This window comes from Labilibaculum sp., assembly GCF_041595635.1.
Taxonomy (GTDB): domain Bacteria; phylum Bacteroidota; class Bacteroidia; order Bacteroidales; family Marinifilaceae; genus Labilibaculum.
Genome location: NZ_JBFHJW010000009.1, coordinates 38,658 through 64,059, shown reverse-complemented (window position 1 = coordinate 64,059; position 25,402 = coordinate 38,658). Strand labels below are relative to the sequence as shown.

The following is a 25,402-nucleotide window of genomic DNA, read 5'->3' as shown; positions in this document are numbered from 1 at the left end:
TTGCTCATCCCGAACTAAAATTTTCACATTGAAAGTTTTAAGAAGTACAAGCTACAGCAATGCCGATAGTTTCTCCAGCAAAAGATCTCTTCTTATGGGCTTGGAAATATAATCGTTGCAGCCTTCCTCTAGTGCCTTATTTTCATCTCCATCCATAGCATAAGCTGTTTGTGCTATAATGGGTAAATTAGGCTTAAAACTTTTAATTTTTTTTGTTGCAATCAATCCATCCATTATCGGCATTCGTATGTCCATTAAAACCAAGCTAATATTGGAATTATCCCTACATATTTCAACGGCTTCAGCTCCATTTTCGGCTCTAATTACCTCATAACTGTTTCGTTTTAGTATTGCCTCGATCAATTTAAAATTTGAAATTTCATCTTCAGCAACCAGTATTAATGGCAAATTCAAAGTTCTCAATGTATTCTCACTCATCATCTCTATTTTACTATTGGATTTAGAGATCACACAATTTAATTTTAAAGTAAAAATTGATCCCTTATTAGGTTCCGATTCTACCTGAATAGAACCATCCAACATATCCATAATTTTCTTTGCAATGGCTAATCCCATTCCTGTTCCGCCAAAAGTCCTAGCTATAGAATCATCAGCTTGCCTAAATTTATCAAAAATAATATCTTTTTTACCTTGTTCAATTCCAACTCCTGTATCTTTTACGTAAAGAGACAATTCATCACCCTGAACATGATATCCAAATTCTACAAAACCCTCGTTTGTAAATTTTAAAGCATTCTTTATTAAATTAGTCACCACCTGCATTAATCGCTGGTAATCTGACTTGACTAATATCGCAGTATAATTTTCATCAGGCTTAAATTGCAAGCCTAAACACTCTTTATTCTCCTGCACCTGCTTAGTTTTGGCTATTTTCTCCACCTCGTCGAGGAAGTTTAACATGAAAAACTCTTCCTCGCCAATTTGAAAGTTTTCACTTTCGATAGAAGTAAAGCTTAAAATATCTTCAATAATGCCCAGCAATTGATTTCCGCTCTTATTAATTAAACCAACAAACTCGAGAATTTCATTTATAGACAAAGATTCATCACATAAGTTTGAAAAACCAATTACTGCATTTAGTGGTGTTCTTAATTCATGAGACATATTAGCCAAAAAAGCCGATTTTAAACGATCTGATTCTTCTGCTCTATTTTTTGATTCCAAAAGTTCTTTTTGGAATTTTTTAGTTCTGGTAATATCTTCTTTCACCGAAACAATGTGGGTTATTCTTCCTAATTCATCTTTTACTGCTGAAAGATTAGCTGTTTCCCAAAATAATTCATTACTCTTTTTCACATTAAGAAATTCCCCATGCCATTCTCCTCCTGCCAATACGGTCTTCCACATTTCACGATAGGTACTATCAGATGTATTTCCTGATTTAAGAAATCTTGGATTTTTCCCCAACACTTCTTTAAAACCATAACCAGTAACATCACAAAATTTAGGATTAACATATTCTATATTTCCTTTTACATCTGTAATTAGAATGGAGGCCGGACTTTGTTCTAAAGCTCGCTGGAACATGCGCAATTCCTGATCTCTTGTTTTTTTAATGACTCCAGTAGCTAATTGTACAGAAAGTGTTTTCATCAAGTCTATACTTTCTGAATTTAATTCAGAACCATCTACAAAACAAGCGACCCCAAAAACTCCAATCACTTGATCTTCGGCAATAAGAGGAATTCCAAGCCATCTTTTGGGAATTTCCCCTAACAAAATCTGATTCGAACTCATCAACTCATCAATCTGACTATTGTCTAAATAAAGGGTCTCACGTTCTCGAATTACCAGACTGCTCAAAGATTCTGAAATATTTACTTCCTTAAATTCTTCATCGTTTTCGATAAACGAACGCAAGCATCTTCTATCGGGGCTAATCAGTTCCAAAAATAATTTTCCTGCACCAACGATTTGTTGCAATTCTTTTCCAATATGATTGATCACCGCAATTGAATTCATAGAAGAATTTAATATTTCGGAAATCCGCAACATTACCTGTTGACATTTTTGATTCCAAATCTGCTGCGTAAGATTTCTGTATATAACACAAAAAGCAAGCTGATTATCATCCAACACAATTGGTTTTCCACGAAGCTGAACATGAATTTGTTTTCCCAATTTAGTTTGGCGAATAGTTGTTACATCAACCGAGCTATCGGCAGCTAGGTTTTTTAGTGAAATAACCTGTTCATTTTTATACCTTTCAGGAATAATAAAATCATTAATTTTTTGATCAATAATTTCCTCTAACGAATATTCAAATAAATGAAGAAACTCCTGATTTGCCCTAAGCACCTTATCTTCATTATCTAAAATAAGTATGGCATCAGGAGAATGATCAAATAAATTTTCAAAGAAAGATTTTTGTACGCGCAGCTGATTTGCTGTTTCTTTATTTTTCCGAATTTCCTCTTTCAGATCGTAAACATAGGTAAATTGATTTGAAATAGCCTCAACAAATCTAGACGCTTTATGAAGGATGTCGGTTTTTTCTTTTTGTGAGAGAATTCGAATATTTCCATCTAAATAAACTGCATCCCCTGTCCTTTTTTTTTCCCTTATCTTATCATCTACGCATGAATTAGAGGCCATAATATATTGCCCAACCACAAAATATCCAATTACACGTTTCTTTACCAGAATAGGCATCCAGGTTCCCAAACAGGAATCGGAATATTGAATTTCTCTTAAACCCTTATCATTTGAATCCTTTTCCGAAAATAACTTTCCTTTCCCTCTACAAATTTCAACATTGGGTTTTTCATGCCAACCTTTACTAAAAACGCTCCGATCAGTAAAATCAACAAAACAAGCAGGACAACCAAGCAGATTGTAAAAATCAGTGAGTATACGACTCAGGTTTCCAGGGAGTTCAACACCCCTATAGTAAGGCAACATTGTAGTTGATGAAATATTTTCTGAATTTAAAAGAGAGTAAGGATCCTTACGCATAAAGAAAAGTTTAGATTTTAAAAATAGCAGCAATACTTGGGTTTTATACTGTAATTCTTTACTTTGAGTTATGAAAAAACAGCTTTTTTTTCACAATAAATAATAAAATTTCAATTATTGTAAAACACAACAAAACAAGACATTAGAGAATTTTCACTACAGAAAAAATAGGATTATTCTGCTCGTAAAAATCACAAAAAAGCAGCTATTATATTCCTAAACAAATAGTTCCCACAAAGTCTATTTAACCACTCTAAATTGGTGTATTTCCTTTTTTTTGATACATTTGAAACACATCCACTAGCACATGAAAAAACTAATTGGCTTTAATATTAAAAGGAACAAAAAACTTCTGGTTTCGGATATCATTAAATTCTATGAAGTCCGTGGATACACGCTTATTGATGCAAATGCTCAGGGAATGATTTTTCACCGAGGAGCTCTCTCTGGCAATCTTTTCTCATTAAATCCTATAAAGTGGAAAACCATTGTAGAAATTGAGATTGTGAAAAAGGAACGAATGAATTACAATATTTATGCTAACTATCACTTCAGTACTTTTTTATTTTTCATCTCGCAGGAAGAAAATGATTTTTTCAATAAAGAAACCGCTGCTTTCTCGAAAGCTATTGAGAAATTTGAAGTAAATGTAGATCAACTTGAGAATTTGGCTGAGAAAACCTCCAAATCGAACTTAAAATATATCATCAGCTCATTTTCCATTGGAGTTCTTGCTTCTATACTTATCATTTTCTCTATCAATCTTCTTTTAGAAAATCAACTTCCTATTGTGCTAGCCTCAGTTATCACAGGGGGTGTAATTCTACTTAGCTACTATCTACTGGTGAAGTTAAAAGGCTATCGGTAGTCGCTTTTAAAAGCGACTTGCAAATCCAAAATGTATTTTAGCAGATTGAAGGTCGAGAGTACTATTTTTTTGTTTACCAACACCATAGTTCAAAGAAAAAATTCCCGATTTAGTTGCAAAATTTAAACCGAATCCAACTCCCCATGGATAATCTTCAGTTTTATCATCTAAATAATCATTTCGGTAGTAAGCAGCATCATAAAACAAATAAAAACTAGAATTTTGCTGAGGGATAAAACGAAGTTCGCTGGTTAGCACCGAATAGGCCGAGGCTCGAAACGAATCTTCATTAAATCCTCGCAAGGAATTCATTCCGCCCAAACTAAAAAGATCATTTTGAAACAAATCATTTGATTCTCTGATCCCACTTTTACTTCTAAATCGCAAACTAATTTTCTGCTGAATAGGAACATTCAATTCTATTGTCCATTCGGCATCAATTATCGTTCCGCTTAAATCCACATCATCATACAGTTCACTCGAAATGGCCGAGTTTTTTTTAATTTTATGCTTTCCTGTTGCCAGATTCAAATTCAAAATCCACCCCCTTTTGGGATTAAACGAATAATCGAGATTTTCGAAATTGTACGCAAAACCGAATAAATTAGAGGCAACATCGGCATAATCAGGGAGAACTGTAGCTGTGGCTAAATAATCGGTAGCAAGTAAAGAGGATGAATTTCGTTTAAAAAAAAGTTTGCTATAATTTTTTCCCGATTGAGAGAATCGAATTCCCATATCAATACCAGTGCTTATGTAACTAGTATCTTTCTTCTCAATATCAAGCGTAAAATCAAGTCCTAAACTTGAAGTTATCAGGTAGGGATAAATAAATTCAACAGACAAATTCTGGCTATCTTCATCGACCTTTTGCCAATTAAAACCAATACTTTCTCCGGCCAAAAATGTATTTTGAAGCAGCAGGTTAACTTCTCCTGTCAGCTCTAGTTTGTTATCATCTTCATTCGTTTGAAAACCTATTATTCCATCGAACTGATTTGCTGCCACCTTTTCCAAATAGTTGTACACTCTTGCTTTTCCGCTAACAAATTCAATCTCAGCAGGCTTAATTTCTTTTACAAAAGCTAAATTTTCAATTTTTTCCGAGATTGCTTCACTCCGATCTTCCCGATAGGTTTTGTTTGGATGAATACCCAAATACCCTTGCAAAAACCGGGCTTTTATTTTTGAGTTTCCCTTTACGATCATTTCATCCCAGCGAATAAAATCATTCAGCTCAACGGACCATTCTCCACTTATTTTTTCCTCAGAAATAGAAATTTCAGACAATGATAATTGCGCAAAAGGATACCCCTTATTCCCCATTTGGTTCAGAATTTTATTGGGCGAACTTTCCAAATCGATAGACCTAATTAATTTTCTTTGTTTAAGTTCTAAAAATTCCTCCAAGGAAACCAGACCGCTGCTATCCGCATAACGAAAATGAATCTCGTCCCATTCATACTTCTGACCTCGATGCAGGAAAGCAAGAATTGTATCCTTGGAAAATCGCACTGTGTCGACACTGGCTTCCCAGTAAGCATTTTGTTTCCATTTGGAAATTTTATTTTTCAAACGAGCAAAAGCCAATTCTTTGTTTTCAAATTTCTCAACACCAACACTCACGCACCGCACAGTGTCTTCCGAGGCAGTAACTTCAAGCATTTTCAACACCAAACTTCTCTCTTGGCAAAGGCCTAAGGAAAGTAGGTAACAACTAATGAGTAAGGTGAGAAATATTTTTTTCATAAATTAATTCAATATCTTCCAAACAAAAGTAAGATAGAAAGGGTATAAAACACATAATAATTTAACAAAACACAATTAAATACAATTTGTGCAATTCCAACATTTTTTTCATATCTTTTGCAAAATTTAAAAATATAAACTTGACCCTAATTTGACTACTCATGAAAAAAACACTTTATACATTAGTAATACTATTCCTTTTAGGAATCATTTCAACATCTTGTGCCGTAGATAAAAGATGTCCAGCCTACACAAAAGCAAATACAAGCTGCACTAGCAAAACAGTTTAATCACTAAAAATCTGACAGCTTCGTTTTTTTCACCTCAAAAAAGCCAATTGCAATCGTTTTAATACAACACAAACTACTGAAAATCTTTTGTTTAATTTTTATTTACGCGGAAAATAAATAACACTTTTTTTCCTTTTTTCTACATAAAATATTTTAAAAATACATACTTTTGCCGTTGAGAAACAAAGGGTTTATAAATTAAAATTTATACACAATGTCAAAGATTAAAATTGGTATCAACGGATTTGGCCGAATCGGTCGTTTCGTATTCCGTCAGGCAGTAGCAAAAGGCAACATCGAAGTAGTTGCAATTAACGACCTTATTGATGTAGATTACATGGCTTACATGTTAAAATATGATTCTACTCATGGTAAATTCAACGGTACTGTTGATGTAAAAGATGGTCAGTTAGTAGTTAATGGTAACGCTATTCGTGTTTCTGCTGAAAGAAATCCTGCTGATATTAACTGGGGTGCCGTAGGTGCTGAGTATGTAGTTGAATCAACTGGTCTTTTCTTAACAAAAGAATCTGCTCAAGGTCACATCGACGCAGGTGCTAAGAAAGTTATCATGTCTGCTCCATCTAAGGATGATACTCCAATGTTTGTTATGGGTGTTAATAACAAATCATATTCAAACGATATGACTTTCGTATCAAATGCTTCTTGTACTACCAACTGTTTAGCTCCTGTAGCTAAAGTGTTGAATGACAAGTTTGGTATTATCGAAGGTTTAATGACTACTGTACACGCTACAACTGCTACTCAAAAAACTGTTGACGGTCCTTCTGCTAAGGATTGGAGAGGTGGACGTGGAGCTGGTCAAAATATCATTCCTTCTTCTACTGGTGCTGCTAAAGCTGTAGGTAAAGTAATTCCTGCTTTGAATGGAAAATTAACTGGTATGTCTTTCCGTGTTCCTACACCAGATGTATCTGTAGTTGATTTAACTGTTCGTTTGGAAAAAGAAACTTCTTACGAAGCAATTTGTGCTGCAATGAAAGAAGCTTCAGAAGGTGAATTAGCTGGTGTTCTTGGTTATACTGAGGATATGGTTGTATCTAACGACTTTACTGGTGATACTCGTACTTCTATCTTTGATGCTAAAGCAGGTATCCAATTGTCTTCAACTTTCGTAAAAGTTGTTTCATGGTATGACAATGAAATCGGATATTCTACTAAAGTATGTGAATTAGTTGAGTATATGGATTCAGTAAAATAATCCATTCCTGATATAAAATTAAAGCTCTCTTTTTTAGAGGGCTTTTTTTTTAGCCCATTGTTTTCTAATTTAGCTTTCACTTAAAAACAATCAATGTGGCAACAACTAATCAATTGGATTGAAAAGCATGCAATAGCTTGCAGTTTTCAAAAATATTTCGGCATAACTTGTCCGGGTTGCGGCATGCAAAGCTCACTAATTGCTTTGCTAAAAGGAGAAATCCTAACATCCATACTCTTATATCCAGCTCTTTTGCCCATACTTTTTAGCATGGTTTTTCTGATTTTGCACATAAAATTCAATTTTTCCTGGGGGTACAAAATCCTCAAAACCCTTTTTATTATCTGTTTTCTACTCATACTAATTCCGTACTTGCTAAAAGTAGGAAATATCTAACAGCAAGAATACTTAGCCACCTTCTCTTTCGCATTGTTCTCGTCCAAAACAAATTCGCTTTAACTAGACACAAAGTAAACAACTAACAACAAGATATTTACTCTTACAAAAAACCATAAACAACATCCCTAATTTCACTTTTTTCAGGAAATTTGCAGAAGAAGTAAATTCGTAAAGAATCTTTAAGAACAATTTTTATCTTTGCACAACAAGAATAAAATGAAACTCCCCAAATAAAACTTTTAACATCAAAAGTTGAGTGGGGATTTTTTAACTGATAGCATGAACAAAAGCGAAAGAATAAAAGCATTTGTAGACTTAGGTAATTTTCTGTCTCAGTTTTCTTCGGAAAATGCAAAACAGACAGAACACCCTTTAAATACTTTGTACTACGATGAATTTAAAAGTTTACTCAGCAGAGTTTCCCTTGAAAACAGATGGTTCACGCCATTGCATGTTCATGCATCTATATATGGCATTTGCTCTTTTCTAAAAAAAGAAAAGCTCACCAAATGGATGGCTAACTACTCAATTTCCGATAAGAATACCAATCTAAAAGTTGCTGTAATTATGGCGGGAAACATTCCTATGGTCGGCTTTCATGATATGCTATGCGTGCTGATATCTGGACACCGCTTCATTGGGAAATTATCGTCGAAAGACAATCAGCTACTTAACTTTGTAGCCAACTTACTCATTGCCATCAATCCCGAATTTGAAGCTTTACTTCACTTTCAATCGGAACGACTCAGTGGAGAAAATAAATTCGATGCCATTATTGCCACTGGAAGCAACAATTCGGCACGCTATTTCGAAGCCTACTTCAGCAAATACGATCATATTATTCGCCGAAACAGAAATTCGCTTGCCGTACTCTCGGGCACCGAAAGCGATGAAGAGCTAAAAGCTTTAGGAAAAGATGTATTCATGTATTTTGGCTTAGGATGCCGAAATGTTTCCAAACTATATCTCCCTAAAAATTACAATATCCCACACCTTTTGGATTGCTGGAATGACTATTCTTTTGTGAAAACTCACAATAAATACATGAACAATTACGATTATCAGCGCTCCTTGCTTCTGATGAATAGAATAGAACATCTGGATAACGGTTTTCTTCTTTTGAGAGAAAATCAGGAAATAAGCTCTCCCATAGGTGTTGTAAACTATGAATATTATTCCGAAATTAATGATCTGAAAATCAAACTAAATACCAATTCCGATCTTATTCAATGCATCGTGAGTAAAGAACTAAAAAATGCAATTCCTTTTGGGAAAACACAAGAACCTGAACTTTGGGATTATGCCGATGATGTAGACAGTATGGAATTTTTATCACAACTAAAATCAAAGTAAAAACATGATATTCAAATTTAAAATCACCTCGCCCGAAGTTGACAATTTTGTGCGCGAAATAGAAATCGATCACGAACAAACCTACTTAGAGTTTCACAACCTAATTCAGGAAAGTGCAGGATACGACAATTCACAAATGGCATCCTTTTATCAAATCGGAAACGATGGCCAAAGAGGAATAGAAATTGCGCTCTTTGAGATGAATACCGAAGAAGACGACGACATGAACGTTGTACCCATGGATGTGGCTATGATGCGTGAATTTGTGTCCAAAGAAAATCCTGAACTGATTTATGTGTTTGATTTTTTCTCCGATCGTTTTTTCAATGTAGAGTTGATCGAGACAGGAAAATCGAAAGCAAAAACAAAATATCCTAAATGTTCCCTATCAAAAGGTGATGCCCCCGAACAAATTAAAATGGATGCAGAAAATTTTGATGGCTTGGGATTGGATCTTGGTGAATTAGATGCTGCACCTAAAAAAGAAAAAACAGCCGATGATTACCTAGCCGATTTTGATGATGATTTTAACGAAGGACCCGAATTCGAGAGCCTGGATGACTACGAAGATATTCTATAATCAATGAAAAATTAGTAATTAATAATGAGTAATATTTTCACTATTAGCCAGAAAATATTACTCATTGTTTCTTAAAGTAAATTCGACATATAATTCTCATAAATCTGCTATGTCTAAAACTCTTATCGTAATTCTTGGTCCTACTGGAGTTGGGAAAACTGATATAAGCATTAACATTGCCAAGCATTTTAATACGGTAATTTCATCATCAGATAGTCGTCAGGTATATCGCGAAATGAGCATTGGAACTGCTGTACCGGAAAAGGAGCAATTGGAGGCCGTGCAACATCACTTCATTCACACACATTCCATTCACGACTATTTTAGCTCGTGGGAATGCGAGCAGCAAACGCTCGAATTACTCTCGAACCTTTACAAAGAAAAAGATGAAGTATTGTTGGTTGGCGGCAGCATGATGTATATCGATGCCATTTGCAATGGCATTGATGAAATCCCAACCATTGATCCGGAACTGAGAGATCAAACTTTTAAACGCTACGAAAAAGAAGGACTCGAAGCCATGCAAATGGAATTGAAACAACTCGATCCTGTTTTTTACAATCAAGTGGATCTGAAAAATGCAAAACGAGTGATTCATGCCGTTGAAGTGTGCTTAATGACTGGCAAAGCTTATTCTGAGCTAAGAACCAATTCCAGAAAAAAACGGGATTTTAAGATCGTAAAAATCGGTTTGAACCGCGATCGTAGTGAACTATATGAGCGAATTAACCATAGAGTGGATGTAATGATGGAAGAAGGCTTGGAAAAAGAAGCCAAAGCATTATTCAAATATCGAGAATACAACTCGTTAAACACGGTTGGGTATAAAGAACTATTTGAATATTTCGCAGGAGAAATCGACTTAGAAAAAGCAGTCGAACTCATCAAAAGAAATTCCAGAAGATATGCCAAGCGTCAACTTTCCTGGTTTCGACGTGATGCAGAAATTGAATGGTTTCATCCCGATCAGGAAGAAGAAGTTATTCACTACATCGAAAATAGAATTACAAAAGAGGCCTAGAGCCTCTTTTTTTATTTCCTTTTAGAATTACATTTTCTCTAATAAAATCCCTTCCCCATCACTCCAAACTCATCTTTTCCAAGCACTTTGTATTTCCAAACGGCATTCATAAAACCTATTCCGTAGGCAAACAATTGCACATAGCTAGCTAGTAAGGCTAAAAAACCGACACTAACAGATTTACTTTTGATAATGGCATCGGCAAAAACCAGAAGTGTGTACAGTAAAACTGGAAACGCAAAAATTGAATGTACAATTGCACCCAATAGCATAACACCAACAGTACCGAGTACAAATAAAGAGGGAAACAGAAAGAAAATTTTAAAGGTTTCGGGATAATGTTTTGAAATAATGTAGCGAGTTTTTCCGAAGCCGAAAACCTGTTTATAGAACTTTTTAAAGGAAACTCTTCGCTTGTGAAAGACATAAGCTTCTCGTACCAATCGAGTCTCAAATCCACGCTTAATTACCTCAATGGCAAAAACCATGTCTTCACCTGGATGCATGGTAGTAACAGGAAATCCGCCTGTATTTTCATACACAGCTTTCGAAAAACCCAAGTTAAAACTACGTGGATGAAACTTATGAACTTGACTCTTCCCACCCCGAATTCCGCCAGTGGTAAAAAAAGAAGTCATGGCATAGGAAACGGCTTTCTGAAAATCCGAGAAATCCTCCATTGCACCATCAGGACCGCCGTAACAATCCACAAAATTGTTCGTTAATTCCTGATCAATAGTTTCCATATAGTGAGGAGGAAGAATACAATCGGAATCGAAAAAAAGGAAGTAATTCCCTTTTGCTTTTGCCAATCCGTAGTTGCGTCCAATGCTTGGACCCTGATTTTCTTTAAAATAGTAGGAAATCGAAATTTTATCGCGATAGTTATTGCATACTTCTTCACTTTTTATGGAAGAGCCATCTTCAACCACCACCAATTCAAAATCTTTAAAAGTTTGCACCGCTAAACTATCAAGCAGCTCTTTCATTTCATCCGGACGGTTGTAAACCGGAATGATTATTGAAAATTTAATCTCTTTGCTCATTCTATTATTTTTGATTGAAATAGAAGATTTCATTCATAGGTAAAGCATATTTCTTGGCCATTTCAGCATTCAATTCTTTTGCATACTTACTTTCCAAAACTTTAAAGCCAGCTGATTTTAATCGATCAGCATAATCCAAACCATACAAACGAACATGATCTTTCTGTCGGTACAAACGCTCTCTTTCCTTCGGATCAGTAACCGATGGATCCTCCATTGTTTTAGGGTTCTCAAAATCCATAGGAACTTGCAAAATGGCGAATCCACTCGGCTTAAGAACACGATAAATTTCATGCATTGCTTTGGCATCATAGGTAACATGTTCCAACACATGATTACAAATCACCACATCGTAAGTTGCTTCGGGAAAAGGAATTTCCTGCACATCGAAATGGACATCTGCAATGGGAGATTCTAAATCGGCAGTAGTATAATCTAGATTTGATAATTTTCTAAATCGCTTGTAAAAACACTGCTCGGGAGCAATATGCAATACTTTAAGTTCCTTAGTGAAAAAATCTGTTTTTGCCTGCAAATAAAGCCACATTAATCGGTGACGCTCTAAGGAAAGACATTTGGGACAAAGAGCATTGTCGCGACCAGTAGCTTTGGTATATCCGTAAGGAAGAAATTTTCTAAATTTTCCTCCACACACGGGGCATTCTACTTTGTTTCCGATCAAAAAGACTGCCACAATACGATTAATAAACAGACTCATTCGAATTAAAACCGGACGAGGAAATATTTGTAAGAGTAATCTTATTAAACTTTTAATCATGAGAATGGGTGTACTATTATCAGATTTCTTTTTCTATTTGATAGCTATTTCGTTCAGAAGAACTTCGGCTGACCAATTCGGCCACAAAACCAGTCAGAAACAATTGAGATCCGATAATCATGGTTGCCAACGCAATAAAAAAATACGGACTATCGGTTACTCTTGGCGGCATATCGCCCAAACTCATGCTATACAATTTCTGAAAACCAATCCAAGCTGAAGCAAAGAAACCAAGCAAAAACATCAAGGTACCTAACAAACCGAAAAAATGCATGGGTTTTTTTCCAAACTTACTAATAAAAGTAATCGAAAGAAGATCGAGAAATCCATTGATAAAGCGACTCAAGCCAAACTTGGTCACACCATACTTTCGCTCCTGATGTTGCACCACCTTTTCGGTGATTTTGGTAAAACCAGCTTCTTTGGCCAAAATAGGAATGTAGCGATGCATTTCACCATACACTTCCACACTTTTAACCACCTTGTTTTTATAAGCTTTTAAGCCACAATTAAAGTCGTGCAGCTTAATTCCCGACATAGCTCTTGCGGTTCGATTGAAAAATTTACTAGGAATGGTTTTTGAGATAGGATCATAACGTTTCTGCTTCCAGCCAGAAACCAAATCGAAACCTTCCTCTTTAATCATTCTATACAATTCCGGTATCTCATCCGGAGAATCCTGAAGATCGGCATCCATGGTAATTACAACATCACCAGTCACCATTTCGAACCCGCTAAAAAGAGCTGCCGACTTGCCATAATTTCTACGAAATTTTATGCCGCGAACGGCATCATTTTTTTCTTGCAAATCCTCTATCACCGACCAAGAGGTATCGTTACTCCCATCATCAATCAACACAACTTCATAGCTAAACGAATTGGCTTGCATTACACGCCCAATCCAGGCTAATAATTCAGGAAGTGATTCTTCCTCGTTATATAAAGGAACTACAACAGAGATATCCATAGTTAAATTTTACTGATTATTCGATTCGTTAAATTTATCAATAGGGTTTTTAGGAAACAAATTTCTATTCTGTCGAAAGAAAAAAGCTAAAATTAAAGAAAACAGAACGCCCGATAATGCCTTACTAAACCACTGTCCAAAAGCAAAAATTCCAGGAGTAATATTTTTATAAATTCCCATTAGCAAATCAACATCGCTTTGTTTGTAGCCCATTTCGTAAAGGCCTTTTTCAGCAAAGGCTATGGCTTCCTGAATAATCGATGAATCGAACCAGGATGTGAGTACATATATGAATAAAGAATAAAATAGAGCAGCAAAAGCAATGATAAGTATTCCTGCGCCCAATGCTTGTCCATAATTAATAACTCCACCTAATTCATCGTCACGATACTTTTTTACGCCGAAAAAAATACCACTTACTATTAAAAACAGGTTGATAGATCGAAGATTGGGGTCGAAATTAATCGACATACCTTTAAAGTAAACAACCAAAGCTGCTAATATAAGTGCTCCTCCTACTAAGGTTCCAAATAAAAATGTGTGCTTTACAAATGGATTTTTTAATAACTGCATGCAAATAAATTTTGTTTTTCGAGCACAAAGATATCCGTTTTTACAAGAAAGCCCTACTCTCAAAAGTTTAATTCTCTCTTCAAGTTGTCTCTCTTTAGGTATGATTGAAATTAATTCCAAAAAAAATTATCCTTTTCAAAAAAATTATTGATCTGAGAATAAAACCATTGGCTACATACCCCTTAAAAAATAGCTAAGAAGTTCGTGTTTTTGTTTGCGAGGAATCAAGATTTTTCTACTTTTGTCGTCGGGTAAGCACTACGCGACCAGCTCCTACTGAATCCCCCCAGGGTCGGAAGGCAGCAAGGGTAGGTGGTCGAAGCGGTGCGACGTAGTTGCTTGCCCACTTTTTATACTTCTTTTTATAGTGTATAAAATGCCGATGTAGCTCAGTTGGTCAGAGCAGCTGATTTGTAATCAGCAGGTCGTGGGTTCGAATCCCTCCATCGGCTCAATAAAATTAAAAGAAAGCTTTTCGGGCTTTCTTTCGTTCTTTACAAGATTATTTGAAGACTATTACTTCCTTCTGAAAAATAACAAAATGCCGATGTAGCTCAGTTGGTCAGAGCAGCTGATTTGTAATCAGCAGGTCGCGGGTTCGAATCCCCCTATCGGCTCTACAAAGAAAGAATGTTTTCTTACAATTTTGTTATTGCCGTTGTAGCTCAGGGGTAGAGCGCTTCCTTGGTAAGGAAGAGGTCATGAGTTCAATTCTCATCAATGGCTCAATAAAAATTCAGATAAAAACTTTCGAGTTCTCGTTCGTTCTTTACAAAATTATCTGAAGACATATTCACCTTCAGAATAGTAACAATTGCCGATGTAGCTCAGTTGGTCAGAGCAGCTGATTTGTAATCAGCAGGTCGTGGGTTCGAATCCCTCCATCGGCTCTTTTTTATTCCCCCACCAACTTCACAATTTCGAATCTCAATGATGCGAAATTATTTTTGCATCTTTATGTTTTATTTCTTGCGTTCAAAAAGAATACTATCCTTTGTTCATCGAAGAATTTAATGTATTTTCGTTTTGAACATATAACAAACTAAAAATCGTAAAATGAAGTTTTTTATCGACACAGCAAATCTTGATCAGATTAAGGAAGCCCAGGATTTAGGAATCCTAGACGGCGTTACTACCAACCCATCTCTTATGGCTAAGGAAGGGATTAAAGGAGAAGATAACATCAAAAAACACTATGTTGATATTTGCGAAATTGTAGATGGCGATGTAAGTGCAGAAGTTATTGCAACCGATTTTGAAGGAATGATTTCAGAAGGTATGGAATTAGCTGCTCTTCATCCTCAAATAGTTGTTAAAGTTCCCTGTACCAAAGAAGGAATAAAAGCAATTAAATATCTAAGTTTAAAAGATATTAAAACCAATTGTACATTGATATTCTCAGTAGGTCAGGCTTTACTAGCTGCTAAAGCTGGCGCAACTTACGTTTCACCATTTATTGGTCGTTTAGATGATATTTGTACCGATGGAATTGATTTAATTCGTCAGATTGTAGACATGAACAGTTACTATGGTTTCGAAACTCAGGTTTTAGCTGCCTCTGTTCGTCATACCATGCACATGGTTCAATGTATCGAAGCGGGTGCTGATGTTACAACTAGTCCTCTTAGTGCGATTGTTGGTTTACTAAACCACCCTTTAACCGATAAAGGATTGGCACAATTTCTTGCAGATTACAACAAATTAAACGGATAAACAAAGCCGAATAATAGAATGAGACTGTTTCTAATTTGTATTTTAGAACAGTCTCTTTTTTTTCAAAAAAAAATTTCTTCCCTAAGTATACTCTTTTCTCTTTGCCAAAAAGAAAATAAATAAGCCTCAGCTGATTACCTATCTAAAAGAATCTTTTATCTTTACCGTAGAAAGAACCCAAAACCACTACAAATGCTTTTAAAATTGTATTCTGACAATCCCAACCACAGGGAATTTCAACAGATCGTTAGTGTTTTAAAGGACGGCGGAATTATCATCTACCCCACGGATACCGTCTACGCGATAGGTTGCGATATTAACAACAACAAAGCCATACAAAAAATAGCAATGCTTAAAGGAATTCAAGCAGACAAGGCTAATTTTTCATTGATTTGTAACAACCTAAGCAGTTTGGCCGAATATGCCAAGGTCGATAACCCCACCTTTAAAATGATGAAGAAAAATTTGCCTGGAGCCTTCACATTTATCCTCCCTGCAAGTAGTAATGTGCCTAAATTATTCAAAAGCAAAAAGAAAACTGTTGGTATTCGTGTTCCCAACCATTTTATTCCTTTGCGGATTGTTGAAGAATTGGGGAACCCAATACTAACTACCTCAATTCATGATCCCGACGAAGTGATTGAATACACTACCGATCCTGAATTAATACAAGAAAAATATAAAAAAGTTGTCGATTTGGTCATCGATGGTGGCTACGGAAATAATACCGCATCAACCATTATCGACTGCACAAATGGTTCCTTTGAAATTATTAGACCAGGAATTGGGGAATTAAGCTTATAAGAATATTTACTCCCAATATGAACAATACCATCAGTAAAATTACTGATGACCTTATTTCCTAATATTCTTATGCCACTCTACTTGTCGATTTCAATAAACTTACCCGTAAAGTGATATGGCCGCCAGGTTTATTACCAATTAATTCAGGCTTAAATCCAGCCTCTTCGAGTTCTGTTCTAACCATCCCAATTAATTCTGGACTTGCATTATTAAAATGATGTATAGCAACTAAACTTCCTTTATTGAATTTTCGTTCAAATTTCTCTAGAATTTTTCCTGAATCTAATTTGTATATTGCCAACTCTTTTTCGATAAGGTGATTGTATTCTGATATATTTTTCATGATAATGAAGTATGTGATAAGAAATAAACTAATTTATTTTAAAAGTTTAACAAAACTATTTACGCTTTCCCATACTAAAAGTTATCATTCTTCCATGAAATAAATATTTTTATCAATCAAGAAATAAAAAAAAGATCTAAACAAACCAAAATAATTGATTCCTTTTTAGAATAATCATTCAATCATTTTTTTTACAATTACTTTTTCTTTGATCGCAATATCGGCTTATGAGATAAATTTAAATTGGTTAAAAAACAAATACTAGCTGGCAAGTAAAAGAATATAGCACTTCCTATCGTACAATTCGACAAACAAAATGAAATTTACCATACTTATAGCTTGAACTTTTCGTTCAATTACTTGTTTACATTATAGCAGTTAAATGCTAAACATATAGATTTAAAACTCTCTAAACTAAAAAAAACGACCTTAATAATGACACTATAGATCAAACTGTAGATCATTCGAAAAGAAATCTAAAAAACTACAAAACAAATAATATGGCATTTTATCAATTTTACCGAGAACAAAAAATAAAGGCCAGCATTGATGAAATTTGGGATTTCATCTCCTCGCCGAACAACCTAAAAAAGATTACTCCCGACTACATGGGATTCGACATTACATCTAATCATCTATCTGAAAAGATGTATCCTGGAATGATTATTAGTTATAAGGTCAGCCCCTTATTGGGGATAAAAACCACTTGGGTAACGGAAATAACGCAAGTACGAGATCGCTCCTATTTTGTAGATGAACAAAGAATTGGGCCTTATTCTCTTTGGCATCATCAGCACATAATTGAGCCCTTAGCCGATGGAATTTTCATGAAAGATATTGTGTCCTATCAACCTCCACTAGGCTTTCTTGGGGCAATTGCGAATTCTTTACTTATAAAAAGGAAGCTGCATGAGATTTTTGAATATCGCAAAAAGGTATTGGAAATAAATTTTCCATCCAGCAAATAAAATTGGGCATTCTTAATGTCTCCAAAAAGAAGGCGAAAATAGAATTAATACGGTGAACAATTCCAATCGGCCAAGCATCATTAAAAAAGCCAAAAACCACTTGGCCAAAGCTGGCAAAGCTGAAAAATTCTCCATAGGTCCTATTTCTCCAAATCCAGGACCAATATTCCCTAATGATGTTGCCACTGCACTAAATGCAGAATAGATATCTGGTGTCCAAAGTGACATCAGTACCGAAGAAATCATGAAAATAATGATGTAAAAAACAAAAAATGCCAAAGTATTGGTCACCGTTCTCTGATCAACTACATGAGCATTGTAACGAATTGGGATAACTGCATTGGGATGCACCAAACGCTTGAGCTCATAGAAGCTATTTTTAAAGAGAAGCAAAATACGTATGACTTTAACACCTCCTCCTGTTGATCCGGCTGAGCCACCCACAAAAAACAAGACAAAAATCAACATCCCTAAAAAAGGAGTCCATAAAAGATAATCAGCGGTGGCATAACCAGTAGTGGTTATTATGGATACTACCGTAAATAGAGCATCTCTAAAAGCTTTTTCGTAGCCAAACCCTCCACTTATCACCAAAATGGTACTAATCACGAATGTAAATAAAATCACCATCAAAGCGTAGAAACGAAATTCCTCATCTTTAAACATTTTAATAGGTTTTCCAATTATCGCAGCATAAGAAAGGGTGAAATTCGTTCCTGCTACAAACATGAAAAAGATCATAACATACTGTAAAAAAGGAGAAGTAAAAAATCCAGCACTCGCTTGCTTTGTTGAGTATCCTCCCGTTGCCATTGTTGTTAAAGAATGATTAATTGCATCAAAGAAAGTCATTCCTCCTACGTAAAGAAGAATGGTTTCAATAAGGGTAAACAACATGTACAAGCCCCATAAGTTACGAGCAGTCTCTTTAATTCGAGGAGTTAACTTATCGGGTGCAGGGCCTGGAACTTCAGCAATAAACAATTCTCGGCCTCCAATTCCCAAAGTAGGAAGAATGGCTAAGAACATCACAATAATTCCCATTCCACCCATCCATTGGGTCATTGATCGCCAAAAAAGAATTCCATGAGGCAATTCTTCAATATTATTAAGAATAGAAGAACCTGTGGTAGTAAATCCAGACATGGTTTCGAAAAAAGCATCTGTTACCGATGGAATGGCTCCACTAAAAAGATAGGGAAGACAACCGAAAATGGAAAAAATGACCCATACCAAACTCACAATGATATATCCTTCCCTTTTTCCAAGGTCTTTCCCAGCCCCTTTGGATAAAAAAAAACTCAATGCTCCTACCGAAAAGGTAATTAGAATGGATTTTACAAAAGCCATACTATCTGCTTCTTGATACAAGATTGAAACTAAGAGGGAAAGAAACAAAAAGATGCTTTCTCCAACTAAAAGTTTTCCAAGAATATTGAGAATTATTTTGTGCTTAACCACTGCTATTAGCTTAGATATGAAAAATATTATTTATTCCTCCAGAAGGATGGAACAAAAATAATCAAAAAGGTAAATAATTCTAGTCTACCCAATATCATTAAAAAAGAAAGTATCCACTTTCCTACTTCGGGCACCAATGAAAAATTATTCATTGGCCCAACAGATCCCAAACCTGGACCAATTCCACCCATTGTAGTGGCTACAGCTCCCATGGCCGAAATTAAATCCATGCCTATTAAGGTCATTGCAAAACAACCAATAAAAAACACCATAAAATAGAGGATCACAAAAGCCAAAATTTTTGAGATCATATCTTGTCCAACCACTTCATTATTGTAGCGAACAGGCAATACAGCCGATGGATGAATCATTCGTTTGAATTCAAGGATGCTATTTTTAAAAAGAAGCAAATGACGAAGAATTTTAACACCTCCAGAGGTAGACCCCACTGAAGCTCCTGTAAACATTAATCCAAAAATCAGAAAAACCAAATAAGGGTGCCAAAGGGTATAATCAGCACTCACAAATCCAGTACTTGTAATTACCGAAGTAACCTGAAACAAGGCATCCCGAAAAGAGTTCTCAAGGTTTCCATGATCGAGATAAACCAAGGTTACAGTGATAATAGAAGTTACAATTACGATCAAACCAGTGTAAACTTTAAACTCTTGGTTATTCCATATTTTCGGAAATTTTCCATTTATGGCAAAATAATGAAGCGTAAAGTTAACTCCTGCTAAAAACATAAAAACAATTAATACATATTGAGTATATGGAGAGTAATTAACAATGCTCGCATTTTTAGTCGAAAATCCACCTGAAGCCAGAGTTCCGAAGGAATGACAAATGGCATCGAACCAATTCATTTCCCCTAAAACTAAAAATAATGTTTCGACTACAACTAGAAGCATATAAATACCCCAAAGACGTTGTGCTGTTTCTTTAATTCTAGGATGCAATTTATCGGGCGTTATTCCTGCAGCTTCGGCATTAAACATAGCCATTCCTCCAATACCAAAAACAGGTAAAACAGCTACTGTCAACACCAAAATCCCCATTCCTCCAAGCAGATGAGTTAATGATCTCCAGAACAAAATGCCATGGGGTAAGGCTTCTATATCATTTACAATGGAAGCTCCTGTAGTTGTAAAACCAGAAATAGATTCAAAAAATGCATCTGTAAAATTGGGAATATAGCCTCCTAAAAGAAATGGCAGAGCACCAAAAATGGAAAAAACCACCCATACCAAACTTACCACTAAAAAAGCTTCTCTTTTCCCAATTTCCCGACTACAATCTTTAGTAGTGAAATAGATAATCCCTCCTAAAAACAGACAGATTGCGGCTGATTGAATAAAGAATATGAAATCACCATCGCCGTAAAGTAATGCAACTGCGGAACTAATAATCAGGAAAAAACTTTCTACGATCATTAAGACCGACATCACATAAAAAACAAACTTTCTATTCAGCATTCTATCATAGATATTTTTCAATTACCTCATCAAACCCTACGGTCTGAGAAATCGAAAAAAGTCAGCATTAGGTTTTTACTTAAAGAATTTTTCAACTTTTTTAATAGCTGTTGGAAGAGTAAAAACAACTACTTTATCGGCAGCCAGAATTCGAGTATCTCCGTTTACAATAATGGCTTCATTCCCTCGGATAATTCCACCAATATTAGCATCTTCCGGAAAATCAAGATCTTTAACTTCACTTCTTGTGATTTTTGAATCTGGCTTAGCAAGTAATTCCACTACCTCAGCATCCGAAACGGTTAACCACTTGCAATGTTGCACATCTGCATCCATGGTAAATCGATAGATGTAACTTGCAGCCAACAATTTTTTGTTGATCATGGTTCCCACACCAATATTATCCGCTAAATCGATATAATCGATATTTTCAACCTCGGCAATGGTTCGTTTCACACCCATTTTTTTTGCCAACAAACAAGCTAAAATATTGGTCTCAGAATTCCCAGTTACGGCCACAAAGGCATCCATTTTATGAATTCCTTCTTCTTTTAATAATTCTTTATCTCGACCATCACCATTTATCACCAGTGTATCTTGCAGATGATCGGCTAATTTCAAGCTTTTATCTTTATCTATTTCAAGCAATTTTAGATTCATCTTCCGGCCTAATTCCAATGCCGTTTTCTGTCCGATACGACTTCCTCCGAGAATCATAGCATTTTTAATTTCATACTTCTCTTTTCCAGTAAGAAGCATTACTTTCTCCATTTCCTCAGGTTTACTAACCACAAAAACCAAATCGCCACGCGAAAATCGATTGTGTCCACGAGGAATTATGGTGGTATCGCCACGTTTAATGGCAACGGCTCTAAAATCTAAATCACCTGTCATTTCAGCAACTTCGGCCATTGTTTTGTCCATAATTACCGACTTGCTGCTTATTTTTATTCCATACAAAATTAATTTTCCGTCTGAAAACTCGTACAACTGGCGTGTACCCGAACGAGACAGATAACTAATTACCTCCTTGGAAGCTAATCGCTCTGGGTAAATTAATTCATCAATACCCAAACTTTTAAGGTATTCTTTGTTTTCCGGGATCAAATATTCCTGATTATCGATACGCGCAATAGTTCGCACTGCCCCAAGTTTTTTAGCTAAAATTGTAGAAGTAATATTGGTCTCTTCAGATTGCGTTACAGCAATAAAAAGATCAGCTTTTTTAACCTGAGCTTCTTTAAGGTCATGTAAGGATGAACTTGAACCAACAATGGTCAATAAATCAAGATGGGAATCAATCTCTTTTAACTTTTCTTCATCGCTATCTAGTAGAATAATATCATGGTCTTGATTACTTAGCATTTTTGCTAAGTGGATCCCTACTGCCCCAGCGCCAGCAATTACAATCTTCATAACTTTGATCGATTAACTTATTAATGGAATTTGAAGCGGCAAATTAACACATAATCGAGTAAAACTTACTACTATTTATTAAAAATATCAATTAGTCAAGCTCACTAAATTACCAAAAGGCATTCTAAAATCAAATTCCCTAAGCAAAAGGATTCCTTTAACAATCAATTTTAATTTTCTGAAGATAAAAGACAAATATATGCCCCCTTGTTTCTGACATCGTGCAAAAATGATTGACTTAAGTTATTGGCAAAATTTTGTTTTTTAAGATCTCTAGCGGTAACAGAGGCATCAACAATTAGTTTGCAATTTAAAAATTCCATGCCATCCAAATTCCTACCAGACAAAGCCTCATCGCGAAAAACAATAACATCAGCTTTGACTAATTGTAATATTTCACTGATCATGACATTCTGTTCACCTATAATTGCAACAATCTTTTGATCAACAACTTTAAGCTCAAAAGGAGCAAGAGTATCATAACTTATATTTTCTACTTTCTCATTCAGAATGAATGGATAAATTATCTGATCTCGTCTTTCCTTTGGAATTTTAGCATCGGATAAAACATTTGCATTTTTCCCGTTGATAAAGGCAATAATACTATGACCCCTCGCATTAAAAACTACCATTTCGGATTTAGAAGGACTTGCAATTCGCAAGGCATTTGGCAACTGAAAGCAAATAAGGAGCAGAACGAAAATAAACATCGCTTTTTTTCTTTTAAAAAAAATCAAAGTAATTCCAGTAAAAAGCAAACAGTAGATTAGGAACAGCTGATAGCTACTGAAAGAGATATCACTTATCACGGAAGCTGGCAAAGCCTGAATTTTAAAAATCAGATAATTCATTCCCTCTACAAAATTGCGCAAAACATAGCCAAGACTTTCAGAAAAAAGAGGAAATGGGGATAGAATAAGTAAAAGGGCTGAAAGGTATATAAGAATTCCAGCCATGAGTATTACCACATAACCTGAAAGTAAAAAGTAAGCAGGGAATTGATGAAAATAAAAAATTGCTAAAGGGAAAGTACCTATTTGAGCAGCAAGAGAAACCGTTGTAAGCTGCCAAAGCTTTTTTAAAATCGGATTTCCTACATAAATAAGGCGTTCAAATTTTGCTTGAAAAAAGACTATACTAATCACTGCTAGATAGGAAAATTGGAACCCAACGGTAAACAACAAGAAAGGATCTATCAACAAAAGAAAAAAAGCTGAAATAGCCAAAGAATTATAAATACTGCCCTTTCTCTGAAGCATTTCTCCTATCACAATAAAACTAAACATACTTGCCGACCTCATAACCGAGGGCGACATGCCAGTTAAAAAAGCATACATCCACAGGGCTAGAAATAATAAAACAGCGCGCCACACTCGTCCATATTTAAATCGAATTAAAAACCGAAGCATAAAATTCACGATCAAGTAAATAATACCGACGTGCAGACCCGATACAGCCAACACATGCATAGCGCCAGCATCAGCCCAAGCCTTTTTTATTTCCGGATCTATTCCTGTTTTATAGCCAAGTGTAAGAGCAGCCAAAATATCAAAACTCTCATTTTCGATTCCATTTGCACGATAAATATCCAATAATTGATCTCTCCAGTTTCCACTTATTTTCCTCATGGAAAAACCAATATCAGTCCCTATTTTTTTCCAGGAAAAGGAATCGGCATAAGCAGAATACAATATGTGCTTGATTTTTAGATAAGCCGAATAATCGAATTCATAGGGATTCCCTGTATTTTGCACCCTTTGCAATTTTGTTCTCAACACCAATAAATCACCACTAGTAAGTTCTTTAGCCATTTCATCCTTTTGCAGATAAAGCATGGAGTTACCAGATACTATCTGCCAATTATCAGCATTTTTTATGCTCTCAACCTTCAACACTAAAGCATAACTATTGAGTTTTTCTACTGGTGGCTCAATCACCTCTCCCTTTATAAAACAGATTGAATCGGAAATTGAAAGATCCATTTTAGTTTGCACATCGTTGTATCTTACTGTTCCAAATCCAAAACATAAAAAGAAGACAAATACGCCGAACCACGAACGAAGAGAATATGATTTACGATATTTAGTAACTAGGGTGAATAAAAGAATGCCAAATAATCCGCACACAAAAAAAACCCAGCCAATATTGGAGGAAACTTCTAGCACATTTGCCAGAGCTATTGCCATTACTAAGGGAAGCAAAAATCGAAAAAAAGGATTTTGACGAAGAAATTCTCTAAACATCGTTAATAATACAATTTATAATCAATTGAATATAAGATAAATGTGTTGAAAAAACAAAACCCCTATTCCATGAATAAGGGTTTTATGAGTAAAGTACAAAAAATTTTCCGCTACAATCTTATACTATCTAAAACTAAAAGCGATTCCGCCTGTAATGGTATTATACTCTTGAAGAGTGTAGTCCCCAAATAGTTTAAAGAATCCTAAGTTCAAACGAGTACCAATAGTTGCACGAACACCATTTGCTTTAAAATCAATGGATACAGGATCGACTAAAGTACCCGCATCACCACTTGTTCCTGTATTAGTATCGGTATAGTCCAACTCGTAAGTTCCTTTAATATCCACATCCATTTTGGCTGTATTGTAACCAACAGCTGCATAAAATTCGATTAATTTAAGGTTCACCGAAGCAATAGCCTGAACAGTATACGCATTGGTCACAAACTCCATTAATTGTCCACTACCATCAAAACCTGAATCGCCTTGAATATCATATTCAGAAGTTAATTTAGTATAAGCAAATAATGCTGAAACATCAAGAGGTGTTTTACTAATCTTTAGCATCTTACTAAGATTCTTCTGAAGACCAAGTCCAAACATTCCCACTTCCAAATCAGAGGTACCTACTTTGGGCAAAAATCGAAATTTTAAATCCGCATCGATCACAGGGATACCGATACCAACTTGCAACGTGGCTGAAGGGACAGCATTCATTGGCAAATCATCGCCAATACCATTTGGGACTTTAAATTCCGCTACATCGTATTCACCACTTTCGGTTTCAATTCGGGCAAGTAAAATTTCGTCGTTATCTCCGCCCATTAAAGTTTGAATCTGAGCAGAACTAGCTCCGCTTTTAAGAGTGATATTGTTATAATCACTCGCCACAAATTCAAACATTTCATCTTCAGTAGGAACTTTCGCCAAATTGGCAATAAAAGTAATGTCAAAACCAAATTTTTTATGGGTTCGTGCTGTGGAATACCATCCATTATTTAATCCGTACATAAACCCTTTGGAAACAGGTCTCACATAATTTTCGGTTAATTTTGAAGCGTCTTCGGTACCCGCTAACAGGAATTGCTCAATGTCTTGAGATTTTCCCAGAAAAGGAGTAAGTATTAAAAATAGTAGAATAAATTTTTTCATCATAA

General features: G+C 35.4%; 22 protein-coding genes, 4 tRNA genes and 1 other RNA gene. 15 read left to right on the top strand and 12 right to left on the bottom strand.

Annotated elements, in window-relative coordinates; all coding sequences use genetic code 11:
• Nucleotides 1-51: 51 nt before the first annotated feature.
• Nucleotides 52-2,976 carry a PAS domain S-box protein gene (locus tag ABYT26_RS04530; RefSeq protein ID WP_372751707.1) on the bottom strand — a complete coding sequence of 975 codons (2,925 nt, stop codon included), beginning with the start codon at nucleotides 2,974-2,976 and terminating at the stop codon, nucleotides 52-54.
• 307 nt (nucleotides 2,977-3,283) lie between these two features.
• Here ABYT26_RS04530 and ABYT26_RS04525 point away from each other — a divergent pair, with 307 nt between their 5' ends.
• Nucleotides 3,284-3,844, top strand: a complete 561-nt coding sequence (locus ABYT26_RS04525; RefSeq protein ID WP_372751706.1) for a hypothetical protein — start codon at nucleotides 3,284-3,286, stop codon at nucleotides 3,842-3,844.
• A 6-nt stretch (nucleotides 3,845-3,850) separates the two neighbouring features.
• Here the strand turns inward: ABYT26_RS04525 and ABYT26_RS04520 are convergent, their stop codons facing one another.
• On the bottom strand, nucleotides 3,851-5,593 hold the full coding sequence (locus tag ABYT26_RS04520) for a BamA/TamA family outer membrane protein (RefSeq protein WP_372751705.1): 1,743 nt from the start codon (nucleotides 5,591-5,593) through the stop codon (nucleotides 3,851-3,853).
• A gap of 161 nt (nucleotides 5,594-5,754) precedes the next feature.
• On the opposite strand from ABYT26_RS04520, the gene ABYT26_RS04515 reads away from it, so the two are divergent.
• The 6 genes from ABYT26_RS04515 (at nucleotide 5,755) to miaA (ending at nucleotide 10,458) form a co-directional block, all read left to right on the top strand.
• A complete protein-coding gene (locus ABYT26_RS04515) occupies nucleotides 5,755-5,883 on the top strand; it encodes a hypothetical protein (protein ID WP_372751704.1) in 129 nt (42 codons plus the stop codon).
• Nucleotides 5,884-6,097: 214 nt separating this feature from the next.
• Nucleotides 6,098-7,105: a type I glyceraldehyde-3-phosphate dehydrogenase gene (gene gap / locus ABYT26_RS04510; protein ID WP_372751703.1), complete on the top strand. Its 1,008-nt coding sequence runs from the start codon at nucleotides 6,098-6,100 to the stop codon at nucleotides 7,103-7,105.
• 93 nt (nucleotides 7,106-7,198) lie between these two features.
• Nucleotides 7,199-7,501 carry a DUF2752 domain-containing protein gene (locus ABYT26_RS04505; RefSeq protein WP_372751702.1) on the top strand — a complete coding sequence of 101 codons (303 nt, stop codon included), beginning with the start codon at nucleotides 7,199-7,201 and terminating at the stop codon, nucleotides 7,499-7,501.
• 282 nt (nucleotides 7,502-7,783) lie between these two features.
• Nucleotides 7,784-8,857 (top strand): acyl-CoA reductase, encoded by a 1,074-nt coding sequence (locus ABYT26_RS04500; protein WP_372751701.1) that lies wholly within the window; start codon nucleotides 7,784-7,786, stop codon nucleotides 8,855-8,857.
• Between the two features lie 4 nt (nucleotides 8,858-8,861).
• On the top strand, nucleotides 8,862-9,437 hold the full coding sequence (locus ABYT26_RS04495; RefSeq protein WP_372751700.1) for a hypothetical protein: 576 nt from the start codon (nucleotides 8,862-8,864) through the stop codon (nucleotides 9,435-9,437).
• 109 nt (nucleotides 9,438-9,546) lie between these two features.
• Nucleotides 9,547-10,458 carry a tRNA (adenosine(37)-N6)-dimethylallyltransferase MiaA gene (gene miaA, locus ABYT26_RS04490; protein WP_372751699.1) on the top strand — a complete coding sequence of 304 codons (912 nt, stop codon included), beginning with the start codon at nucleotides 9,547-9,549 and terminating at the stop codon, nucleotides 10,456-10,458.
• A gap of 38 nt (nucleotides 10,459-10,496) precedes the next feature.
• Here miaA and ABYT26_RS04485 read toward each other — a convergent pair whose 3' ends face one another.
• From ABYT26_RS04485 to ABYT26_RS04470, 4 genes are read right to left on the bottom strand one after another with little or no spacing between them, the layout of a single operon-like run.
• Nucleotides 10,497-11,504: a glycosyltransferase family 2 protein gene (locus ABYT26_RS04485; protein ID WP_372751698.1), complete on the bottom strand. Its 1,008-nt coding sequence runs from the start codon at nucleotides 11,502-11,504 to the stop codon at nucleotides 10,497-10,499.
• A 4-nt stretch (nucleotides 11,505-11,508) separates the two neighbouring features.
• The gene (locus ABYT26_RS04480; protein ID WP_372751697.1) at nucleotides 11,509-12,282 is read right to left on the bottom strand and encodes a methyltransferase domain-containing protein; all 774 of its coding nucleotides are present in this window, start codon (nucleotides 12,280-12,282) and stop codon (nucleotides 11,509-11,511) included.
• 19 nt (nucleotides 12,283-12,301) lie between these two features.
• The gene (locus ABYT26_RS04475) at nucleotides 12,302-13,249 is read right to left on the bottom strand and encodes a glycosyltransferase family 2 protein (protein WP_372751696.1); all 948 of its coding nucleotides are present in this window, start codon (nucleotides 13,247-13,249) and stop codon (nucleotides 12,302-12,304) included.
• 9 nt (nucleotides 13,250-13,258) lie between these two features.
• The gene (locus tag ABYT26_RS04470) at nucleotides 13,259-13,822 is read right to left on the bottom strand and encodes a DUF4199 domain-containing protein (RefSeq protein WP_372751695.1); all 564 of its coding nucleotides are present in this window, start codon (nucleotides 13,820-13,822) and stop codon (nucleotides 13,259-13,261) included.
• Between the two features lie 249 nt (nucleotides 13,823-14,071).
• On the opposite strand from ABYT26_RS04470, the gene ffs reads away from it, so the two are divergent.
• From ffs to ABYT26_RS04435, 7 genes are all read left to right on the top strand, one after another.
• Nucleotides 14,072-14,170, top strand: an RNA gene (ffs, locus tag ABYT26_RS04465) — signal recognition particle sRNA small type.
• A gap of 30 nt (nucleotides 14,171-14,200) precedes the next feature.
• A tRNA-Thr gene (locus tag ABYT26_RS04460) sits at nucleotides 14,201-14,274 on the top strand.
• A gap of 91 nt (nucleotides 14,275-14,365) precedes the next feature.
• A tRNA-Thr gene (locus tag ABYT26_RS04455) sits at nucleotides 14,366-14,439 on the top strand.
• 37 nt (nucleotides 14,440-14,476) lie between these two features.
• A tRNA-Thr gene (locus ABYT26_RS04450) sits at nucleotides 14,477-14,548 on the top strand.
• 90 nt (nucleotides 14,549-14,638) lie between these two features.
• Nucleotides 14,639-14,712, top strand: a tRNA-Thr gene (locus ABYT26_RS04445).
• Between the two features lie 166 nt (nucleotides 14,713-14,878).
• A complete protein-coding gene (gene fsa / locus ABYT26_RS04440) occupies nucleotides 14,879-15,535 on the top strand; it encodes a fructose-6-phosphate aldolase (RefSeq protein WP_372751694.1) in 657 nt (218 codons plus the stop codon).
• Between the two features lie 192 nt (nucleotides 15,536-15,727).
• Nucleotides 15,728-16,339 carry an L-threonylcarbamoyladenylate synthase gene (locus ABYT26_RS04435; protein WP_372751693.1) on the top strand — a complete coding sequence of 204 codons (612 nt, stop codon included), beginning with the start codon at nucleotides 15,728-15,730 and terminating at the stop codon, nucleotides 16,337-16,339.
• Between the two features lie 67 nt (nucleotides 16,340-16,406).
• Here ABYT26_RS04435 and ABYT26_RS04430 read toward each other — a convergent pair whose 3' ends face one another.
• Nucleotides 16,407-16,682, bottom strand: a complete 276-nt coding sequence (locus ABYT26_RS04430; protein ID WP_372751692.1) for a hypothetical protein — start codon at nucleotides 16,680-16,682, stop codon at nucleotides 16,407-16,409.
• A 500-nt stretch (nucleotides 16,683-17,182) separates the two neighbouring features.
• Here ABYT26_RS04430 and ABYT26_RS04425 point away from each other — a divergent pair, with 500 nt between their 5' ends.
• The gene (locus ABYT26_RS04425) at nucleotides 17,183-17,650 is read left to right on the top strand and encodes a hypothetical protein (RefSeq protein ID WP_372751691.1); all 468 of its coding nucleotides are present in this window, start codon (nucleotides 17,183-17,185) and stop codon (nucleotides 17,648-17,650) included.
• 12 nt (nucleotides 17,651-17,662) lie between these two features.
• On the opposite strand, the gene ABYT26_RS04420 is transcribed toward ABYT26_RS04425, so the two are convergent.
• The 5 genes from ABYT26_RS04420 to ABYT26_RS04400 form a co-directional block, all read right to left on the bottom strand.
• Nucleotides 17,663-19,000, bottom strand: a complete 1,338-nt coding sequence (locus ABYT26_RS04420; RefSeq protein WP_372751690.1) for a TrkH family potassium uptake protein — start codon at nucleotides 18,998-19,000, stop codon at nucleotides 17,663-17,665.
• Between the two features lie 137 nt (nucleotides 19,001-19,137).
• Nucleotides 19,138-20,586, bottom strand: a complete 1,449-nt coding sequence (locus ABYT26_RS04415; protein WP_372751689.1) for a TrkH family potassium uptake protein — start codon at nucleotides 20,584-20,586, stop codon at nucleotides 19,138-19,140.
• Between the two features lie 75 nt (nucleotides 20,587-20,661).
• Nucleotides 20,662-22,002 (bottom strand): Trk system potassium transporter TrkA, encoded by a 1,341-nt coding sequence (gene trkA / locus ABYT26_RS04410; protein ID WP_372751688.1) that lies wholly within the window; start codon nucleotides 22,000-22,002, stop codon nucleotides 20,662-20,664.
• Between the two features lie 170 nt (nucleotides 22,003-22,172).
• Nucleotides 22,173-24,245, bottom strand: a complete 2,073-nt coding sequence (locus tag ABYT26_RS04405) for a ComEC/Rec2 family competence protein (RefSeq protein ID WP_372751687.1) — start codon at nucleotides 24,243-24,245, stop codon at nucleotides 22,173-22,175.
• 123 nt (nucleotides 24,246-24,368) lie between these two features.
• Nucleotides 24,369-25,400 (bottom strand): DUF6588 family protein, encoded by a 1,032-nt coding sequence (locus ABYT26_RS04400; protein WP_372751686.1) that lies wholly within the window; start codon nucleotides 25,398-25,400, stop codon nucleotides 24,369-24,371.
• Nucleotides 25,401-25,402 lie beyond the last annotated feature (2 nt).

Bases quoted from the DNA above. Each gene is read 5' to 3' on its own strand.
- ABYT26_RS04500 (WP_372751701.1), top strand. From the start codon at position 7,784: ATGAACAAAAGCGAAAGAATAAAAGCATTTGTAGACTTAGGTAATTTT.
- ABYT26_RS04520 (WP_372751705.1), bottom strand. From the start codon at position 5,593: ATGAAAAAAATATTTCTCACCTTACTCATTAGTTGTTACCTACTTTCC.
- ABYT26_RS04530 (WP_372751707.1), bottom strand. From the start codon at position 2,976: ATGCGTAAGGATCCTTACTCTCTTTTAAATTCAGAAAATATTTCATCA.
- ABYT26_RS04495 (WP_372751700.1), top strand. From the start codon at position 8,862: ATGATATTCAAATTTAAAATCACCTCGCCCGAAGTTGACAATTTTGTG.
- ABYT26_RS04430 (WP_372751692.1), bottom strand. From the start codon at position 16,682: ATGAAAAATATATCAGAATACAATCACCTTATCGAAAAAGAGTTGGCA.
- ABYT26_RS04480 (WP_372751697.1), bottom strand. From the start codon at position 12,282: ATGATTAAAAGTTTAATAAGATTACTCTTACAAATATTTCCTCGTCCG.
- ABYT26_RS04470 (WP_372751695.1), bottom strand. From the start codon at position 13,822: ATGCAGTTATTAAAAAATCCATTTGTAAAGCACACATTTTTATTTGGA.
- ABYT26_RS04425 (WP_372751691.1), top strand. From the start codon at position 17,183: ATGGCATTTTATCAATTTTACCGAGAACAAAAAATAAAGGCCAGCATT.
- trkA (WP_372751688.1), bottom strand. From the start codon at position 22,002: ATGAAGATTGTAATTGCTGGCGCTGGGGCAGTAGGGATCCACTTAGCA.
- ABYT26_RS04400 (WP_372751686.1), bottom strand. From the start codon at position 25,400: ATGATGAAAAAATTTATTCTACTATTTTTAATACTTACTCCTTTTCTG.
- ABYT26_RS04435 (WP_372751693.1), top strand. From the start codon at position 15,728: ATGCTTTTAAAATTGTATTCTGACAATCCCAACCACAGGGAATTTCAA.
- ABYT26_RS04405 (WP_372751687.1), bottom strand. From the start codon at position 24,245: ATGTTTAGAGAATTTCTTCGTCAAAATCCTTTTTTTCGATTTTTGCTT.
- ABYT26_RS04485 (WP_372751698.1), bottom strand. From the start codon at position 11,504: ATGAGCAAAGAGATTAAATTTTCAATAATCATTCCGGTTTACAACCGT.
- ABYT26_RS04415 (WP_372751689.1), bottom strand. From the start codon at position 20,586: ATGCTGAATAGAAAGTTTGTTTTTTATGTGATGTCGGTCTTAATGATC.
- ABYT26_RS04515 (WP_372751704.1), top strand. From the start codon at position 5,755: ATGAAAAAAACACTTTATACATTAGTAATACTATTCCTTTTAGGAATC.
- ABYT26_RS04525 (WP_372751706.1), top strand. From the start codon at position 3,284: ATGAAAAAACTAATTGGCTTTAATATTAAAAGGAACAAAAAACTTCTG.
- miaA (WP_372751699.1), top strand. From the start codon at position 9,547: ATGTCTAAAACTCTTATCGTAATTCTTGGTCCTACTGGAGTTGGGAAA.
- gap (WP_372751703.1), top strand. From the start codon at position 6,098: ATGTCAAAGATTAAAATTGGTATCAACGGATTTGGCCGAATCGGTCGT.
- ABYT26_RS04505 (WP_372751702.1), top strand. From the start codon at position 7,199: ATGTGGCAACAACTAATCAATTGGATTGAAAAGCATGCAATAGCTTGC.
- ABYT26_RS04475 (WP_372751696.1), bottom strand. From the start codon at position 13,249: ATGGATATCTCTGTTGTAGTTCCTTTATATAACGAGGAAGAATCACTT.
- fsa (WP_372751694.1), top strand. From the start codon at position 14,879: ATGAAGTTTTTTATCGACACAGCAAATCTTGATCAGATTAAGGAAGCC.
- ABYT26_RS04420 (WP_372751690.1), bottom strand. From the start codon at position 19,000: ATGGCTTTTGTAAAATCCATTCTAATTACCTTTTCGGTAGGAGCATTG.